The organism is Labrys sp. E2SS-1L (assembly GCF_057073705.1).
The window spans coordinates 2,189,056-2,207,086 of the sequence record NZ_CP172712.1 but is presented as its reverse complement, the minus strand read 5'-3'; the positions used below and the strand labels follow the sequence as shown (position 1 = coordinate 2,207,086).

19 protein-coding genes are annotated in these 18,031 nt (G+C 66.2%); 11 read left to right on the top strand and 8 right to left on the bottom strand.

The window, feature by feature from the left end; translation table 11 throughout:
- Positions 1-4: 4 nt before the first annotated feature.
- From ACIGJE_RS10205 to ACIGJE_RS10195, 3 genes are read left to right on the top strand one after another with little or no spacing between them, the layout of a single operon-like run.
- Positions 5-964, top strand: a complete 960-nt coding sequence (locus tag ACIGJE_RS10205; RefSeq protein ID WP_367624240.1) for a bifunctional riboflavin kinase/FAD synthetase — start codon at positions 5-7, stop codon at positions 962-964.
- The gene (locus ACIGJE_RS10200; RefSeq protein WP_311933829.1) at positions 961-1,731 is read left to right on the top strand and encodes a pyrroline-5-carboxylate reductase; all 771 of its coding nucleotides are present in this window, start codon (positions 961-963) and stop codon (positions 1,729-1,731) included. Before ACIGJE_RS10205 ends, ACIGJE_RS10200 begins: the two co-directional genes overlap by 4 nt.
- 44 nt (positions 1,732-1,775) lie before the next feature.
- A complete protein-coding gene (locus ACIGJE_RS10195) occupies positions 1,776-2,465 on the top strand; it encodes a DUF4336 domain-containing protein (RefSeq protein ID WP_415080458.1) in 690 nt (229 codons plus the stop codon).
- Positions 2,466-2,473: 8 nt separating this feature from the next.
- Here ACIGJE_RS10195 and ACIGJE_RS10190 read toward each other — a convergent pair whose 3' ends face one another.
- From ACIGJE_RS10190 to ACIGJE_RS10175, 4 genes are all read right to left on the bottom strand, one after another.
- Positions 2,474-3,412: a DMT family transporter gene (locus ACIGJE_RS10190; RefSeq protein ID WP_311933832.1), complete on the bottom strand. Its 939-nt coding sequence runs from the start codon at positions 3,410-3,412 to the stop codon at positions 2,474-2,476.
- Positions 3,413-3,429: 17 nt separating this feature from the next.
- Complete coding sequence (locus ACIGJE_RS10185; RefSeq protein ID WP_311933835.1) at positions 3,430-4,005, bottom strand: TetR/AcrR family transcriptional regulator; 576 nt, start codon at positions 4,003-4,005, stop codon at positions 3,430-3,432.
- An 86-nt stretch (positions 4,006-4,091) separates the two neighbouring features.
- Entirely contained in the window at positions 4,092-4,490 is a 399-nt protein-coding gene (locus ACIGJE_RS10180; RefSeq protein ID WP_311933837.1) for a VOC family protein, read from the bottom strand.
- A gap of 93 nt (positions 4,491-4,583) precedes the next feature.
- Entirely contained in the window at positions 4,584-6,413 is a 1,830-nt protein-coding gene (locus ACIGJE_RS10175) for a glycoside hydrolase family 15 protein (RefSeq protein WP_415080457.1), read from the bottom strand.
- Positions 6,414-6,720: 307 nt separating this feature from the next.
- Here ACIGJE_RS10175 and ACIGJE_RS10170 point away from each other — a divergent pair, with 307 nt between their 5' ends.
- The gene (locus ACIGJE_RS10170; protein WP_483679973.1) at positions 6,721-7,986 is read left to right on the top strand and encodes a hypothetical protein; all 1,266 of its coding nucleotides are present in this window, start codon (positions 6,721-6,723) and stop codon (positions 7,984-7,986) included.
- Here the strand turns inward: ACIGJE_RS10170 and ACIGJE_RS10165 are convergent.
- The 3 genes from ACIGJE_RS10165 to ACIGJE_RS10155 are packed head-to-tail and all read right to left on the bottom strand — an operon-like array spanning position 7,961 to position 9,736.
- Entirely contained in the window at positions 7,961-8,581 is a 621-nt protein-coding gene (locus ACIGJE_RS10165; protein WP_367624243.1) for a hypothetical protein, read from the bottom strand. The two genes, ACIGJE_RS10170 and ACIGJE_RS10165, sit on opposite strands and share 26 nt — an antisense overlap.
- Positions 8,568-9,131 (bottom strand): hypothetical protein, encoded by a 564-nt coding sequence (locus ACIGJE_RS10160; protein WP_483679971.1) that lies wholly within the window; start codon positions 9,129-9,131, stop codon positions 8,568-8,570. Before ACIGJE_RS10160 ends, ACIGJE_RS10165 begins: the two co-directional genes overlap by 14 nt.
- A complete protein-coding gene (locus tag ACIGJE_RS10155; RefSeq protein ID WP_367624245.1) occupies positions 9,128-9,736 on the bottom strand; it encodes a hypothetical protein in 609 nt (202 codons plus the stop codon). Before ACIGJE_RS10155 ends, ACIGJE_RS10160 begins: the two co-directional genes overlap by 4 nt.
- 173 nt (positions 9,737-9,909) lie before the next feature.
- Here ACIGJE_RS10155 and ACIGJE_RS10150 point away from each other — a divergent pair, with 173 nt between their 5' ends.
- Entirely contained in the window at positions 9,910-11,562 is a 1,653-nt protein-coding gene (locus ACIGJE_RS10150; RefSeq protein ID WP_483679969.1) for an FAD-binding dehydrogenase, read from the top strand.
- A gap of 64 nt (positions 11,563-11,626) precedes the next feature.
- Positions 11,627-11,941, top strand: a complete 315-nt coding sequence (locus tag ACIGJE_RS10145) for a DUF6665 family protein (protein ID WP_311933851.1) — start codon at positions 11,627-11,629, stop codon at positions 11,939-11,941.
- Positions 11,942-11,966: 25 nt separating this feature from the next.
- Here the strand turns inward: ACIGJE_RS10145 and ACIGJE_RS10140 are convergent, their stop codons facing one another.
- Entirely contained in the window at positions 11,967-12,662 is a 696-nt protein-coding gene (locus tag ACIGJE_RS10140) for a GntR family transcriptional regulator (protein ID WP_311933854.1), read from the bottom strand.
- A 421-nt stretch (positions 12,663-13,083) separates the two neighbouring features.
- Here ACIGJE_RS10140 and ACIGJE_RS10135 point away from each other — a divergent pair, with 421 nt between their 5' ends.
- The 5 genes from ACIGJE_RS10135 (at position 13,084) to ACIGJE_RS10115 (ending at position 18,026) form a co-directional block, all read left to right on the top strand.
- Positions 13,084-13,818 carry a DUF969 domain-containing protein gene (locus ACIGJE_RS10135; protein WP_311933856.1) on the top strand — a complete coding sequence of 245 codons (735 nt, stop codon included), beginning with the start codon at positions 13,084-13,086 and terminating at the stop codon, positions 13,816-13,818.
- 1 nt (position 13,819) lies between these two features.
- Entirely contained in the window at positions 13,820-14,773 is a 954-nt protein-coding gene (locus ACIGJE_RS10130) for a DUF979 domain-containing protein (RefSeq protein WP_311933859.1), read from the top strand.
- A gap of 124 nt (positions 14,774-14,897) precedes the next feature.
- A complete protein-coding gene (pcp, locus tag ACIGJE_RS10125; protein WP_483679966.1) occupies positions 14,898-15,581 on the top strand; it encodes a pyroglutamyl-peptidase I in 684 nt (227 codons plus the stop codon).
- 46 nt (positions 15,582-15,627) lie between these two features.
- Complete coding sequence (locus tag ACIGJE_RS10120) at positions 15,628-16,419, top strand: LamB/YcsF family protein (RefSeq protein WP_394310475.1); 792 nt, start codon at positions 15,628-15,630, stop codon at positions 16,417-16,419.
- A complete protein-coding gene (locus ACIGJE_RS10115; RefSeq protein WP_483679964.1) occupies positions 16,419-18,026 on the top strand; it encodes a 5-oxoprolinase subunit B/C family protein in 1,608 nt (535 codons plus the stop codon). Before ACIGJE_RS10120 ends, ACIGJE_RS10115 begins: the two co-directional genes overlap by 1 nt.
- Positions 18,027-18,031: the final 5 nt, after the last annotated feature.

Below are 18,031 nucleotides of genomic sequence, written 5' to 3'. Positions count from 1 at the left end.
CATCATGGCCTTCGAGCAGTTTCTCGATCCCGTCACCCTGCCCGCCCATCTTGCCGGTGCCGCCATCGCGATCGGCAATTTCGACGGCGTGCATCGCGGTCACCTGGCGGTGATCGATGCGGCCGAGGCTCTCGCCAGGGGCTCGCAGCCGGGACCGCATCATCGGTCGCGCCCGGCCGTCGCCCTCAGCTTCGAGCCGCATCCGCGCAGCCTGTTCCGGCCGGACGAGCCCCTGTTCCGGCTGACGCCGCCTGCCTTGAAGGCCCGCCTCCTGCAAAAGGCCGGCCTCGACGCGCTGGTCACCCTCACCTTCGACCGGGCGCTTGCCGGCATGACGGCGGAGGAATTCCTGGAGGAACTCGTGGTGCGGCGACTCGGCGCCCATGCCGTCGCCGTCGGCTATGATTTTCATTTCGGCAAGGACCGCCGCGGCACACCCGAATTCCTGGTGCAGCATGGCCGTGCGCTTGGCCTCGACATCGCCATCGTGGCACCGACACGCGAGAGCGGCGAGGCCGTGTCCTCCTCGGCCATTCGCCGCGCCCTGGCGGCGGGCGACATCACGCGCGCCAATCGCCTGCTCGGCCATGAATGGTCAGTGCTGGGCACCGTCGTCCACGGCGAGAAGCGTGGCCGCGAACTCGGCTTTCCCACGGCGAACATGGCGCTCGATCCGCAATGCGGCCTCGCCCTCGGCATCTACGCCGTGCGTGCGGTGATCGACGGCATCGTGCATGCCGGTGTCGCCAGTTTCGGCCGCCGCCCGACCTTCGACAATGGCCCGCCTTTGCTGGAAACCTTCGTGTTCGACTATGCCGGCGATCTCTATGGCAAGGAAATCGAGGTCGCCTTTGTCGGCTATATCCGCGGCGAGCAGAAATTCAGCTCGATAGAGGCTCTGGTCGCGCGCATGAACGAGGATAGCCGTATCGCCCGGCAGATGACGGCACAGGCCGCGCCATGAAACTCGGCTTCATCGGGACGGGTGCGCTGACATCGGCGATCGTGACCGGCCTCAAATCGGTGGCCGACAACGACGTGCCGGTTGTGCTGTCGCCGCGCAACGAAGCTATTGCCGCCGACCTCGCATCGCGCTTTGCCGATGTTCGGATCGCGGCCGACAACCAGGCCGTTCTCGATGCCTGCGACACGATCATGCTGGCCGTCCGGCCGCAGATCGCCCATGACGTGCTGCCGGGCCTGCGGTTTCGCCCGGACCATCGCATCATCAGCCTGATCGCCACCCTGTCTCTCGAAGAGATCGTCGCCCTGGTCTCTCCCGCCGAGCGCGTCACCAAGGCACTGCCGATGCCGATGGTCGCCCAAAGGCAGGGGCCGACGATCATCTATCCGCCCGATCCCGACGTCGTGGCCTTCTTCGGCCGGTTCGGCAAGGCCTTTGCGGTGAAGGATGCTACCGAGTTCGATGCGCTGAGCGTCGCCACCGCGACATTCGCCACCTATTTCAAATATCTCGACACCCTTCACGGCTGGCTGCAGGGCCATGGCGTTGCCGATCCGACGGCGCGCGGCTATGTCACTGCTCTGTTCAGGGCCTTGGCGCAGGCGCCGGAGGCGGCGCCCGACGCCGATTTCATGCATCTGGCACAGGAATATGCGACACGTGGCGGCATCAACGAACAGGTCCTGCGCGAGCTGACCGATCGCAAGCTCTTCGAGGCTTTCGCCGAGAGCCTCGACGGCGTACACCGACGCATTACGGCGTCCTGAGCAGGCGATCGAACGGAACCCGGCAGACCGCGGGAAGATCGGCAATGCTGAAGAATTTCGGCGACGAGATCTGGATTGCGGATGGCCCGACCACCTCGGTGGCCGGCTTTCACTACCCCACCCGCATGGCCATCATCCGGCTATCCGGCGGTGATCTCCTCGCCTGGTCCCCGATCGCCTTGTCGCAGGATCTGCGGGCGCAGGTCGACGCACTGGGCGCGGTGCGCTGCCTGGTGCCGCCCAATTCGCTTCATCACCTCTTTCTGGGCGATTGGCAGCGCGCCTATCCCGGCGCCAGCGTCTATGCGCCGCCCGGCCTCAGGGCCAAGCGCAAGGAGATCCGCTTTGACCTCGATCTCGGCGAGGCGCCCATCCCGGCCTGGGCCGATGACCTCGACCATGTCCTCGTGCCGGGCAATCTGATCACCACCGAGGCGGTGTTCTTCCATCGCCCGAGCCGGACGACGCTGTTCACCGATCTCATCCAGCATTTCGACGCCGCCTGGTTCGAGGGCTGGCGGGCAGTGGTGGCGAAACTCGACCTCATGGTCGCCCCCGAGCCATCGGTGCCCCGCAAGTTCCGCATGGCCTTCGTGAACCGGCCAGCCGCGCGCGAGGCGATCAGGCACATCCTGGCGTGGCCGACCGAGAAGGTGCTGATGGCGCATGGCGAGCCCGTAACAGGGGACGGCCAGGCTTTCCTCGCCAGGGCCTTCGCCTGGCTGATCAAATGATGCACCGCTCAGGGATTGCGGGTACGGCCCGCTACGACGGCCGGTGACCGCGCGACGATGACGATCCCCGCCAGGGAAACCACCAGGCCCACCGCCATGGCCCAGGACAGCGGCTCACCGAACATCAGCCAGGCCCAGATCATCGTCACTGGGGGGCTGAGATACAGCACCGAGGTGACGCGGGTGGGTGAGGATTTGCGCAGGGCGATATAATAGAGGCTCCAGGCGCCGAAGGTCGCCACGAAGACCAGCCAGAGGATGCCGCCGATAAAACCCCTGTCGAGAACGGGCAGGACGCCGCCCTCATGCCAGGCGAACAGGGCGAAGATCGCCGAAGCGGACAGGCACTGGATGCACAGGCTCTGATGCACGGGCATGGCGCCGGCGGGGCTGCGCTTCTGCAGCAAGGTCGCCAGGGCCAGCGACAGCGTGCCGAGTACGGGCAGGCCATAGGCCCAAAGCGGGACATGACCCATGTCTAAAGACCAGCCCGAGGCGATCAGGACGCCTGCCAGGCCGAGGAATGAACCAAGCCACTGGCGCGCACTCAAGGCCTGCCCCAGCACCGGCCAGGACAGGATGGCCACGGCCAGGGGCAGCATGTCGGCAATCAAGGCGACGAGGCCGGTCGGCACGCCGAAGACGATCGCCAAAGCGAAGCCGGCAAGGTAGCCGGACATCGCCAGCGCGCCGAACCATATCTGCGGCAGGACATCCTTCCAGCGCAGCGATGGTCCAATAGTGAGCGCGAAGGGCAGCAGGACCAGGCCGGAGACCAGGCTGCGCCACAGCAGGATCAGGAAGATCGGGGCATGATCGATCGCAAACCGGATGCCGACGAACCCGGCGCTCCATGAGATCACCAATGCGGCTTCGAGCATGAGCAGCGCGGCGATCGACACAATCTTGCTTTCCCGGGGAGAGGGCGTGCTGAGGGCTTCACTCATGGGATCGACATCCGGTCTCAGAACCGCTCCAGGATCGAGGCGGCAATCCTGCGTGCGGTCTTCAGGCGACCGTCATGCCCATCCAGCCCGGCACGCGACATGGCGCCTTCGAGCAGGAAGGAAAGATGTTCGGCAGTTTCGACGATCGCCGTACCCGCCTCCGGCCGCATCTCGCCGAGATAGGCCCTGAACAGGCGCTCGACTTCCTCCTTTTGCGAGGCGACCGACGCACGGCCCGGATCACCCACCGGAAGTTCCGCCGCGGCGTTAAGCAGCCCACAACCGCGAAAGCCCCAGTCATAGGCGGCCTCGGCATGATCCAGATAGGAATCGAAGATCGCCAGCACCCGCTCCTGCGGCGTTGCCGCGCTCTTGAGGCGCTCCTGATAGATCGCCTGCCATTCGGTGCGCCTGCCCTGGATATAGGCATTCACCAGATCGGCCTTGGACGAGAAATTATTGTAAAGGCTCATCTTGGCCACCCCGGCCCGCGCCGTGATGGCGTCGATACCGGTGGCGCCGACCCCTTCACTGTAGAACAGTTCCGCCGCTGCCTTCAGCAGACGCTCCCTGGCTGGCATGCGGTCCGTCATGATCCTCGCTCCGTGATTAGGTAGACCGATCTACCTAATCACCTCACCTGTCAAGCCCCTTCTCTGCAACGCGGCAGCTGATGAGCCTATCTCTCGGATTTACAGACGGCTTCGATGTGATGGCCATCCGGATCGATTACGAATGCGGCAAAATAGGTCGGGCCATAATGGGCGCGAAGGCCGGGTGCGCCATTGTCGGCACCGCCGCGCGCGAGAGCCGCCTCGTGAAACTGCGAAACCGCCTGCCGGCTGGGTGCGGCAAAGGCCAGATGGAAACCGGCGCCGGGAGACCGTGCCTGTTCGCGCCTCAACTTGATCGTGAACTTGTCGCCGCCGCCGGGCAACCCGTAGCCTACCGCCTGATCCGGATCGTCAGGCTGCAGATCCTCCCACACGCGCACATAGCCGAGGGTCCCCAGCACGGCGTCGTAGAATGCGGCGGAGCGCCGGATCTCCGCGACGCCGAAGGAAATGTGATGCAACATGCCGAGCCCCTCTGTGGAACAGCCGATCGGTGCCGGCGAGAATCAGCTGGCGATCGTAGTCCATCCCCTCGGCCGGACGCTCGCCAGCGACGATCAGACGGCATCCGCCTGCGCCACCGACTGGCCGCTCGCCTCGACCCTCTCCTCGGCGGGGCCGGTCTGCCGCGCCAGATTGAGGGCGGTGTTGATCAGCCCGATATGGCTGAAGGCCTGTGGGAAATTGCCGAGCATGCGCTCCGCGATCGGATCATATTCCTCCGACAGCAGTCCCACATCGTTGCAAAGGCCCACCAGCCGCTCATAGAGACGCCGCGCGTCGTCCTCGCGGCCCTGTAGCACATAGACATCCGCCAGCCAGAAGGTGCAGACCAGGAAGGCTCCCTCGCCCGGCGGCAGGCCGTCATCGACATGGTCCGTGTTGTAGCGCAGCAGAAAGCCATCGCGCATCAGCATGGTCTCGACCGCCCTGACTGTGCCGATCACCCGGGGATCGTCCGCCGGCAGGAAGCCGACAAGCGGGATTTGCAGCAGGCTGGCGTCGATCGTCTTCGAGCCATAGGACTGCACGAAACTGCCGAGATCCGCGTCGAAGGCCTTGCGGCAGACATCGTCATGGATCTCGTCGGCCACGCGCTGGCAGCGCTCGGCAAAGGCGGGCCTGTCCCCGGACTTGATGGCCATGTTGGCGGCACGGTGGAAGGCCACCCAGGCCATCACCTTGGAATGGGTGAAATGCTGCGCTCCGCCGCGCACCTCCCAGATCCCCTCGTCGGGACGGCGCCAGGCGGTTTCGAGGAAGTTCATGATGACTTCGCTGAGCGCCCGCGTGCGGGGATGGCGCTGCAGGCCGCCGGCAGCGGCCTGCATCATGGCATCGGCAACCTCGCCATAGACATCGAGCTGGAATTGCTCGGCAGCGGCATTGCCGATCCGCACCGGCCGCGATCCCTCATAGCCGCTGAGCCAATGGGGCTCCCATTCCAGGAGATTGCGCTCACCCGACAGGCCATACATGATCTGCATCTGCTCGGGAGCCCCGGCGATGGCCCGCATCAGCCATTCGCGCCAGGCGGACGCCTCCTCGTAATAGCCGAGCTTCATGAAGGCCTGCAGCGTCATGGTGGCATCACGCAGCCAGCAATAGCGATAATCCCAGTTGCGCGGACCACCGATCTGTTCGGGCAGCGAGGTGGTGGCGGCGGCCACGATGCCGCCCGTCGGCATATAGGTGAGCGCCTTCAGGGTGATCAGCGAGCGTTTGACGACATCGGTCCAGGGGCCGACGGATGGACAGCGCGCGGCAAAGTCGCGCCAATAGCTTTCCGTATTCGCCAGCGCGGCCTGGACATCGGGTTGGGTCGGCCGTGGCGTCGTGGAAGGGCCATAGGTCAGCACGAACGGCACCTGCTCGCCGGCGCTGACCTTGAACGAACCTGCGGTGTGCAGGTCCTCGCCCTCCAGAGGTACAGGCGTCGAGAGAATCAGCCGATCCGGTCCTGCCACCGCCGTGATGGTGCCGTCATCGGCCCTCGTGACCCAGGGCACGGTGCGGCCATAGTCGAAGCGCACCACGAAATCGGTGCTGAAGGCGACGGTGCCCTTCCGGCCCACCACCAGCCGGATGAGGTCGTTGGTGCCGTCGCGCAGCGGCATGAAATCGATCAGGGTGGCGACACCCTCATCCGTTTCGTAGGTCGTCTCCAGGATGAGGGTGTCGGGCCGATAGCGACGACTGATCCGCGCCTTCCTGTCGGTGGCGGCAATGCGCCAGCGCCCGTTCTCCGGCGTGCCGAGCAGGGCCGCGAAACTGGCGGGCGAATCGAAACGGGGAAAGCACAGCCAATCGATGGACCCGTCGCGTGACACCAGGGCCGCCGTTTCACAATCGCCGATGAGGGCATAATCTTCAATCCGAGACGTCAAGGGATCTCTCCTTTCGACAGCCGGGACGCGGTATGCCCATGACGGGGCACCTGCAGCGCCTTTTCGCGGAATTGGCTCATAGGCGGCATTTCGACCGGAGCCCCGGTGATTCACCCCTATCTTCTCCTCCGGAATGCGGCGATTTAGTGCCGAAGCCGGAGGTTGCAGCCCGAGAACGGCGAAGATCTCTCCCTGGAGGAACGATCGACCTGCCTCTCATCTGGTCCATCGTACTTTCGATTGCTATGGTCCGCACTCAAATCCGGCGCCGCAACCGCGCTGCCAACAGCAGAAGGCCTCCAGCACATTGTCGGCGCTCACCCGTCTCCTTCCCACCTGGATGGTCCTGCTCCGACGCTACTGGCCGCAATTGATGGCAATCTGGCTGATCGGCATGCTGGCCGAGGACGTGCTGACCGAGATCGCCGTGCGCATCGGCTTCCTCAATCGCCTGGCTGGCCTCTCGACGCTCACCCTGGTGGTTCTGGTCAAGCTGGTGGTGATCGTCGCCCTGTTCGAACTCGTTCGGCCTGGATTGCCGGCGCTGCAGGCGGCGGCAAGGGCTGCCGAATCACCGGAGAGCCCGCCTCGGGAGAGTGGGCCCACCGGCTTCACCATGGCGTTGTCCCTGGCCCTGGTGCCGTTCTTCGCCTTCTATGCCGCCTGGGGCTTTCTCGGCGATACCGTACGCGAATATTCCAAGCTTGCCCTCGATCTGACTCCCTTTGGCGAGAATGCCCGCATTCTCGAAGTCAGCGGAGGCGGGCTGCTGCTGTTGCTGGTGGCGATTGCCTGGCTGGTGAGGCTGGGTGCCAAATATATGCACAAGCGCTCCAAGCGCGTGCTCTGGCCTTTCCTGATCGTGGTGTGCGAGGCCAATTGGGCCTTTATCGCGCTCTATGTGCTGCAGAACTGGCATGACAAGATCATGGCCTGGATTGCCGGCCTGCCGGAGTTCCTGAACCCCTCGCTGTTGCCGGCCGCTCGCGCGGCAAGCATCGCCCCGCCGGTCGAGGCTGCGTCCGCCTCCTGGTGGGACATGCTGTCGGCCCTGTTCTCCTACGCGCTCTATCCCGCCGTCTGGCTGACCCTGGCGGCGCTGGTCTACGGCTATGACATCGGACGGGCGGGGGCGTCCGTACAGGGCCGCTGGAGCAGGGCGATCGCACGCTGGGACGGATTACCCAAATTCCTGCGCGATTTTCTCGCCCATTTCGTGGCCGGTACGGCCAGGCGTTATCGTGCGCTGGCGGAGGGCCTCGGCCTGACTTTCGGCACGGGTCTCAGCCTGATCGTCGTCGTTCTCGTCGCCTTCCGTCTCCTGGACTGGGGCTCGGCCTGGGCCTGGTACGGCGCCGCCCGCCTGATCGGTCCTCATGAGATCGGCCTGTGGCAGATCATCGCCCACGGCCTCTCCATCCTGCTGGGCAGTCCGAGCGCACCCGGCAGCGGCGCCCTGATCATGCCCCTGAAGATCACGTTGCTCGCCGCTGGACTGGAAACGGGCTTTTCCCAGGGCCGGCAATGGCGCAGCGCGCGCCGGCCGATCAGCGCGGTTCCAGTTGGAAGCTGAGGGCGTCCGGCAGGGCCGAACGGAAGGAAAGCCGCACGGAAAGGTCCGAAGCGGCCTCGGACGGAAGCAGGAACTTCTCCTCGACCAGCGTCGGCTGGCCATCGAGGCCGATGGAACGGGCGGCCTCGAAACATCCCGCCACGGGCGTTGACTTCGGCTCCAGTGCACGGCTGATGTCGCGGGACAACACGAAGGACAACGGGCTCCAGCGCTGCCCCTGCCCATCGAGCAGGGTCAGGCTGCAGCCCAGCCAGATGGCCTGCCGCTGTGCCTCATCGACGACCCTCCCCTCGGGCACCGCCTTGAGGCGGACGATGAGAAGCTTGCGGTCCTTCGACAAGGGCAGGCGCGTACCCTCGCCGCCATCGACGAACTGGGCCGAAACGAGCGACCAGTCGGCACGTGCATAAGGGGCAGCCTCGCCAGGCTTGACCGTGGCGATGCGCAGTTCGTGCGAGGCGACATAGTCCAGGATGTCGACCCGGGCACCGAAGGCAAAGACGGCCAGCAGGAGCACGGGTATCGCGATCAGGCTGCGCCAGTACCAGCGCGTGGCGGGCCGGCTTTCCGGGAGTGCCTGTTCAGAGGGGGTCACGGCCGATCTCCAGGACGGTGCGACGGATGGCAGAACCTTCGTTGAGGGAGATGGCGAGCTGGGCTGTAAGCCGCGGAAAGGCCTCCCGCGAAACCACCAATTCTGCGCCTGCGAGTTCGTCGGCCGGCAGCTCGAATATGAAGAGGCCCTGCTGCTGCAGGCCCGGCTGCAACTCCCTGCCGGACAGCAATTGGGACATGCCGTCCACCCGCGGGCTCTGCATATAGGTCCGTCCGCTGGCCCCACGAAGCGAAACGCCCGCCAGCATGAGTGTGCGATTGGTGGCGGACGCATCCGCCGTTACCACGGCCCAGACGCCGCCGGTGCTGCGTTCGACCTTCTTGCCATAGCGCTGGAAGACCAGCAGTTCCGAGAGGATGAGCTTGTCGACTTTCAGGTTGAACCCGGCGGTTTGAGCAGGTGCTCCCTGTCTGCCCGTCGTCTCGATCGGCCCGGTGAGAACGGCATAGCCAGGTGTCGTCCAACGCAGCAGCGCCAGCAGGACGATGCCCGTCAGCACGATCATCACGGTGATGGCGGCATTCTTCATCCGGGAGCCCCAGCGGCATCGAGAGGCACGCTCACGCGCGCAACATCATGCGGATTGAACCAGCCCGGCGCTCCATAGAGATTGTCCTTGGGCTTGAAGGTCACACCGGCGACGGTGAGCTCCAGCGTCTTGGGCAATGCAGCATCGGCCGGCAGGGTCCAGACGGCCTGCAGACGCTCCGGCAGGCGGGGCTGGAGCGCCATCAGCCGCTCCCTGTCCCGGACGAGGTAGAAATCAGGCCCCTCGGCGCCAGCGACATTGGTGAGCTTCAGGATACCGGTTACGGCATTGGAGGTGCCTTCGGTGCGGTTGGCAAGCGTGAGTTCGAGCACCACCGCGCGGCGGCCGGCCTTGACCGGGCGGCCATCCGGCAGCACCGAGGCCGGGGCGGCCGCGTTCGGCGTGACGAGCCAGCGCCCCGCCTCGATCGTCTGTCCTGCCGCCCTGTTCGGCACTTGGTCGGGATTGCGCAGCTGATAGAGCGAGGCGCCCAGCGAAATCGCGGCGGCTGCAAACCCGCCGATGCCGGTCAGCACCTTCGTCTTGAGGCTCTGGCGCGAAAATCCTGCGCGCAGCTTCGACAATGTCCCATTCGCATCGGCCATGAAACCGACTTAGTCGCTGAACGCCGCCCGGGCAAGATGCCGCAGGCGGGGACGACATCGCACCCACGCGCAATTTCTGCATCATGCCCGTGTCGCGATCGTCACATTCACCGGGTTCTGCCGCTGCGGTATTCATTGCATGATGCCTGACATCGCGAGTCGCGGGAGGGGCCATGGCCGACGCGGATGCCATTGTCGTCGGGGCGGGCCTGGCCGGGCTGGTCGCGGCCACCGAGCTCACCGCCGCTGGCAAGCGGGTCATCCTGCTCGACCAGGAGCCTCGCCAGAATCTGGGCGGCCAGGCTTTCTGGTCGCTCGGCGGGCTCTTTTTGGTCGACAGCCCCGAGCAGCGACGCCTCGGCATCAAGGATAGTTTCGAACTCGCCTTGCAGGATTGGCTTGGCACGGCCGGCTTCGACCGCGAGGAGGATTACTGGCCGCGACGCTGGGCGGAGGCCTATCTCGCCTTCGCCGCCGGCGAGAAACGCGCCTGGCTGCGCGCCATGGGGCATCGGATCTTCCCCGTCGTCGGCTGGGCCGAGCGGGGTGGCGGCAGCGCCGGCGGCCCGGGCAATTCGGTGCCGCGCTTCCACCTCACCTGGGGCACCGGCCCGGGCGTGGTCGAGCCGTTCGAACGGCTCGCCTTGGCAGCCGAGGCGGAAGGCCGGCTCGCGCTGCGGTTCCGCCACCGCGTCGACGGCCTGATCCACGCCGGCGGGGCGATCACCGGTGTGGAGGGGAGCCTGCTCGCGCCCAGCGATGCGCCGCGCGGGGTCGCCACCTCGCGCGAGGTCGTGGGTCACTTTTCCCTGGCCGCGCCGGTGACGATCGTCGCCAGCGGCGGCATCGGCGGCGACCTCGAGCTGGTGCGCCGCCATTGGCCGCAGCGGCTCGGCCAACCGCCGGAGACGATGGTCACCGGCGTCCCCGCCTATGTCGACGGGCGCATGCTGGCCATTGCGGCACAGGCAGGAGCGCGACTGATCAATCGTGACCGCATGTGGCACTATGTCGAAGGCGTCAGGAACTGGGATCCGATCTGGCCTGGGCACGGCATCCGCATCCTGCCCGGCCCCTCCCCGCTCTGGCTCGATGCCCGGGGCAATCGCCTGCCCGGCCCGCTCTATCCGGGCTTCGACACGCTGGGAACGCTGGCTCATCTGCGCGCCACCGGCTTCGACCATAGCTGGTTCATCCTGACCCAGAGCATCATCCGCAAGGAATTTGCACTCTCGGGCTCGGAGCAGAATCCCGACCTCACCGGCCGCGACTGGAAATTGACGCTGCGACGCGCCATCGGCCGGCGGGCGACCGGGCCGGTGGAAGCCTTCAAGCAGCATGGCGCCGACTTCGTGGTGGCAGAGGATCTGGAACGTCTCGTCGCCGGCATGAATGCCCTGGCGCAGGGGCCCCTGCTCGACCCTGCCGCGATACGGCACTTGATCGAGGCACGCGACCGCGACCTTGCCAATGGCTTCGGCAAGGACGGCCAGATCATGGCCATCCGCAATGCCCGCCATTATCTCGGCGACCGGCTGATCCGCACGGCGCGGCCCCACGCTTTGCTCGATCCTGCCCATGGACCGCTGATCGCGGTCAAGCTCAACATCCTCACGCGCAAGACGCTGGGCGGCCTGGAAACCGACCTCGAGGGCCGGGTCTTCGGCGGGGACCTTGCTCCCCTACCCGGCCTCTACGCCATAGGCGAGGCCGCCGGCTTCGGCGGTGGCGGCATGCATGGCTATCGGGCGCTGGAAGGTTCCTTTCTCGGCGGCTGCCTGTTCAGCGGGCGGCAGGCGGGTCGTGCGGTGGCCGCAGCGCTGTAGCCGCGGCCAGGCTTCGCGCGAAGACGATATCGACAAGCGTTCCAGGCGGCGGCAGTATGCCGGCATGAGCGTCCGCCTGCCTCAGAATTTCTCCCCTGCCACCGCCCGCACGGCCCTCGACGTCCTCGGCGCCGAGATCCGCGTGGAGAAGGCCGCTTCGCTGGAACGGGCGGGCGAGGCCGCCGGCCAGGCCATGGCCGCCCTGCATGCGGCGGCGCCAGAGGACCCCGGCCGCTCCCGCCTGCTCGCCGATGCCGTCGACGCGGTCTATGGCTATTTCATCCAGCGGGAGTTGATGGGCATGGCCTCCCATGGCGGTGTCATCCGCGAGCTCAAGATACCGCCCGAAGTGCTGGTCAGGCTGGGCGTCAGGCGCTGACACGGTCCATCGAGGACCGGGCGCCTTACAATTCCCCGATGCTGCCATCCGCCATGCGCCGCGCATAGACGGCGAGGACCAGGCGTTCGGAATGGATGAGATAGTCGCCGAGCATGGCGGCCGCCCTGTCGAACTGCCCCGCTTCGGCCAACTCTAGAATGGCGAGGTTCCTGTCGACGAAGGGAGCGTGCAGGAATTCGGCATCCTGCAACATGCCGAAGGCGAGCCGCAGCTCCGCCAGAACCTGGGCGAAGAGCAGGTTCAGCCTTTCGCTGTCGGCCAGTTCCACCACAGCCATATGAAAGGCCATGTTGGCCGTGCCCACCCCGGGCCAATCCTCCACCGCCCGGCAGCGCAGGGCTTCCTCGAAGGCATCGCGCATGCGCTTCTTGGCAGGGTGGCGCGGATAGGCCTGGGCGAGGGCCTGACATTCGATCAGGCGCCGGACGCGATAGATGTCGATGATGGAGGCGATGCTCGGCACCGCCACGAACACACCGCGATTGGGAACGTGCTTGAGCAGGCCGTCCTTGGTCAGCACCCGGAAGACCTCGCGCAGCGTGTTGCGGGAAATGGCCAGATCGTCGCTGAGCGCCTGCTCCGACAGGCGTTGTCCGGGACCGAATTCGCCCTGTGTGATCTTGCGTCGTAATTGCTCGGCGACACGCTCGCCGAGCGTCAGGGCGGATGAGGCCGGACGGGGATCAGCCGGTTGCGTCATGGGGCGCTGCCTCGCGCCATTGCTCGATCTTCACTCAACGTTGCCATTCCACCTGTCCATGACGACGAGCCGGATTGTAGGGCAATCCTCGGGATTCACAACGAAGCCCCTGCGATCTCGACAGTGACAAACGGCCTGGGCTGAAAGGAAGGCGTGCTGCCGGGCGAGCCACGTCCGCGCCTGAAGGCCGAAACCCCGCTGCCGCCCCAAGCAGGACACGGCCAAAGGCCATCCCTTGCGGCCCGCTTTCCGATTGTTCGGGAAGCATCACGATATTGTTGAACAATAATTTATATACGTTCAATCAAAACTCTTGATCAAGGCATCAATTTCGATGATATTGCCGGCGGATCGGGAAATATCACCCTACAAGAACCGATCACTTATCCAGACCATCCAATGTCCCCGGGGAGCGAACACCGTGCCTAGTGACATCAGCCTATGGCCCCTCATCGGCGTGGCCATCATCGTCGCGGGCTTCGTCCTGCGCTTCAATCCCATGCTCGTCGTGATCGTTGCCGCGATCGGCACGGCTCTCGCTGCGAGTTTCCCGCCGCAGCAGGTTCTCTCCGCCATCGGCACCGGCTTCCTGAAAACGCGCAATCTGGCGGTGATCCTACTGCTGCCGCTCGCCGTGGTCGGCCTGCTCGAACGCCATGGCCTGCGCCAGCATGCCCAGGCCTGGATCAGCAGGATCCGCTCGGCGACGTCGGGCCGCCTGCTCATCGTCTATCTCGCAGCCCGGCAGCTGACGGCAGCGGTGGGCCTGACCAGCCTCGGCGGGCATCCCCAGATGGTGCGCCCACTGATCGCACCCATGGCGGAAGGCGCGGCCGAGGTCCGGCATGGCTCGCTCACCGAGCGGGTCCGCCACAAGCTCAGGGCCTTTGCCGCTGCCACCGACAATGTCGGCCTGTTCTTCGGCGAGGACATCTTCGTCGCCTTCGGCGCCATCGTACTGATGACGACATTCCTCCGAGAAGCCGGCGTCGAGGTCGAGCCGCTTCATGTTGCCTTGTGGGGCATCCCCACGGCGCTGACGGCCTTCGCCATCCATGCCTTCCGGCTGTCACGCCTCGATGCGGCCATTGCCCGCGATCTGGCCGAGGCTCCGTCCGATGCCGGCCTGCGGCCTGAAGCGCAGTCGGAGGGCTGACATGATCCTCTCCCTTTCACACCTGTTCTATCTCGTCGGAGCGATCCTGGCCGTCACGGCCGTGATGACCCTGGCCGACCGCAACCATCCCAAGCGCTTCAGCAGCGCCCTGTTCTGGGGCCTCTATGCACTGGCCTTTCTGATCGGGGACTTCCTGCCGCCGGCCGTGGTCGGCGTGGGCGTCGTCGTGCTGGCGCTGATTGCCGGGCTCGGTGGGGTCGGTGCCGGCCGTCACCACATTCCCAGCGCCGCCGAAGCGGTGGCCAGTGCAAAGCGGCTCGGCAACAAGCTGTTCGTGCCGGCGCTTGCCATTCCGCTGCTGACCGTGGCCATCACGCTTTCGGGCCATTACGTCATCATCGGCGGCACGCCGCTGTTCGATCCCAAGAATACCACCCTGCTCGCCCTCGGCATCGCCTGCATCGTCGCGCTCGTCCTCGCCTGCTGGCTGACGCGCGAAACACCCGTCCAGGGCCTGCGCGAATCCCGTCGTCTCACCGATGCGCTCGGCTGGGCCCTGGTCCTGCCCCAGATGCTGGGCATGCTCGGCCTGGTCTTCTCCGATGCCGGCGTCGGCAAGGCGGTCGCCCATCTCACCACCAGCTATGTCAACATGGACCTGCGCCTGGTGGCGGTCGCGCTCTATGTCGTCGGCATGGCGCTGTTCACCGTGATCATGGGCAATGGCTTTGCCGCCTTTCCGGTGATGACGGGTGGGGTTGCCGTGCCGGTCCTGATCGGCGTCTATCACGGCAATCCCGCGGTGATCGCGGCCGTTGGCATGCTGTCGGGCTATTGCGGTACGCTGATGACGCCCATGGCGGCCAATTTCAACATCGTGCCGGCCGCACTGCTGGAGATCGACAAGAATGCCGTCATCCGCGCCCAGATTCCGACGGCGCTGGCGCTGCTCGCCGCCAATGTCGTACTGCTCTATGTCCTGATGCCTCTCTAGGGCAAAGCGCGTTCAGGCGTGAACGCTCATTTGCTCTGACTCTTTGGTTCGACGCGTCTTTGCGATTTGAAGTGCTTCATTCAAATCGCAAAACGCTCTAGGACCTCATTCGCGGAAAGCAGCCATGAGTTCCAAAAAGCCGCCGGACCAGACGCCGCCAACCGTGTTGATCACCGGCTTCGAAGCGTTCGAAAACGATGAGACCAACGCCTCCTGGGAGGTTGCCAGGGCACTGGATGGCTGGATCTGCGAGGGTGCCCTGGTCCGCGCGGTGCAATTGCCCTGCGTGTTCGGGGCCGCCATCGAGCGCTTGGACGAGGCCCTGAGACAATGGCGGCCTCGCCTCGTCATCTGCCTCGGACAGGCGAGCGGGCGTGCCGAGATCACGCCCGAGCGCGTGGCGATCAATCTCGACGATGCGCGCATTGCCGACAATGAAGGCCGCCAGCCGATCGATATCCCGGTGATATCGGGCGCGCCGGCTGCCTATTTCTCCTCGTTGCCGGTCAAGGCGATCGTGCGCGATCTCAGGTCGGCGGGGCTGCCGGCCTCGCTCTCCAACACCGCCGGCACCTTCGTGTGCAACCATGTCTTCTTCGCCCTGATGCATCGGCTGGCGACGCTGCGCCCGCTTGCCGGCGCAAGGGGCGGCTTCGTGCATATGCCCTGCCTGCCCGAGCATGCCGCGCGCCGATCCGGGCTGCCGAGCCTGGCGCTGGCGACGCAGGTCGAGGCCATCCGGCATCTCACGCACACCGCCCTCACCGTCCAGGAGGACGTGCGGGAGAGCGGCGGGCAAATCCATTGAGCCGCCAGGCAGCCGGGCGGCAAGAGCTTATCGGGAGCTTCGTGCCATGAACGTCGACCTCCACCACATCGATCTCAACAGCGATCTCGGCGAAAGCTTCGGCGCCTGGCGCATGGGCGACGACGAGGCGATGCTCGCCATCGTCTCCAGCGCCAATGTGGCCTGCGGCTTTCACGCCGGCGATCCCACCGGCATCCTCGCCACGCTGCGGGCCGCCACAGCCAAGGGCGTGACGGTCGGTGCGCATATCGCTTATCCCGATCTCGGCGGCTTCGGGCGGCGCAACATGGATGTGGCCAGCGAGGACCTGATCGCCGACACCATCTACCAGATCGGCGCGCTCAAGGGCCTGGCCACCGCCGCCGGTACCCGCGTGTCCTACGTCAAGCCGCATGGCGCCCTCTACAACACCATCGCCAAGGACCGGCGGCAGGCAGAGGCCATCATCGAAGGGATCCGGCAGATCGATCCCGGGCTCACTTTGGTGGCTCTGGCCGGCTCTCCCCTCATCGGCTGGGCGCGCGCGGCCGGCCTTGCCGTGGTCGCCGAGGCCTTTGCGGACAGGGGCTATATGCCCGACGGCTCGCTGGTGTCGCGCCGAGAGCCCGGCGCGGTGCTGCATGAACCCAAGGAGGTGGCGGCACGCATGCTGCGCCTCGTCACCGAAGGTACGGTTCCCGCCATCGACGGCAGTGCGGTCCGCATCGAAGCGGATTCGATCTGCGTCCATGGCGACAGCCCCGGTGCCGTCGCCATGGCCCGCGAAATCCGAGCCTTGCTGGAACGATCGGGGGTGGCCGTGCGCTCCTTCATGACGCCCGCGGACGGAGAGCCTTGATGCGCTTCCTGCCGGTCAATCTCGATGCCCTCATGGTGGAGTTGCCCGACCTGCCGCAGACCCTGGCCCTGCAGGCCTCCCTGCGCACCGAGCCCATCGCCGGCATCGAGGACATCGTGCCGGCGGCGAGGACCCTGCTGGTGCGCTTTCGTCCGGCAGCCATCGCACAACGGGAGCTGATCAGTGCCATCGGCCGGCGTCGCCTCGATGCCAAGGTCGAGCAAAGCGGCACCCTGATCGAGATCCCGGTTCGTTATGATGGGGAGGATCTCGCCGAGGTCGCCGATCTCCTCAAGATTTCGGTCGAGGAAGTGATCCGGCGCCATACCGGCAGCGACTACACCGTGGCCTTTACCGGCTTCGCCCCGGGCTTTGCCTATCTCAGCGGCGGCGATCCGAGCTTCGACCTGCCCCGGCGCGCCACGCCGCGCCCACGCCTGGCCGCAGGTTCCGTGGGTCTTGCCGGGCATTTCAGCGCCGTCTACCCGCAGGCCAGCCCCGGTGGCTGGCAGATCATCGGCGTGACGGACCTGCCGATGTGGGACCTTGCGCGCGAGCGCCCCGCTCTGCTGCAGCCCGGCGACCGCGTACGTTTCGTCGAAGCCAGCGGCAGGAAGGATCAGACGCGGAAACGCGACGCCAGCGCTTCCCTCCCCCGGCTGGCACAAGGCCAGGATGAGGGCATCCCTTCTTCCATCCCGCTCTTCGACGTCGTCAAGCCAAGTCCGCAGATGCTGTTCCAGGATCTGGGCCGCCCCGGTCAGGCGCGGCAGGGTGTCAGCGTTTCCGGCGCGATGGACCGCGCAGCCCTGCGCAGCGCCAACCGGCTGGTCGGCAACCCCAGCCCATTGCCAGGCATCGAGATCGCCTATGGCGGTTGCGAACTCCTCTGCCTCGGCGAGACTGTGGTCGCTGTCACCGGCGCCGAGGGACCGCTCACCCTGACGACCGCCGGAGGGTCCGTCTACCCCGTGCCGCGCTACGCCGCCATCGCACTCACTGCCGGCGACAGGCTGCATTTCGGGGAGCCCCAGGCTGGCATGCGCTCCTACCTCGCCGTCCGAGGCGGCTTCACCGTTGCCCCGGTACTTGGCAGTGCCGCCACCGACACGCTGGCCCAGATCGGGCCGCCGGCCATTGCGGTCGGCGATCGCCTGTCCGGGCTCGCGCCGCCGCCCGGCGCTGTGACGGGGCTGCCGGACGTCCCGCCCACGCTGCCGCGGCTGGGTGAACCCGTCATTCTCGACGTCGTCATGGGTCCGCGCTCCGACTGGCTCTCCAAGCAGGCACTCGAGGACTTTGCGGCCCAATCCTGGTCGGTGACGCCCCAGTCCAACCGCATCGGCATCCGCCTCGCCGGCGAGCGGGCGCTGAAGCGCGCGCCGGCAAGCGAAGGCAAGGAACTGCCGAGCGAAGGCACGATCCAGGGCTCGATCCAGGTACCGCCGTCGGGGCAGCCGGTACTGTTCCTCGCCGATCATCCTTTGACCGGCGGCTATCCCGTCATCGCCGCCGTCGCCCCGTACCATCTCGATCGCGCCGGCCAGATTCCCATCGGAGCACAGATCCGTTTCCGGCCGATCACCCAGTTTCCAGGGGGACTATAATGCCC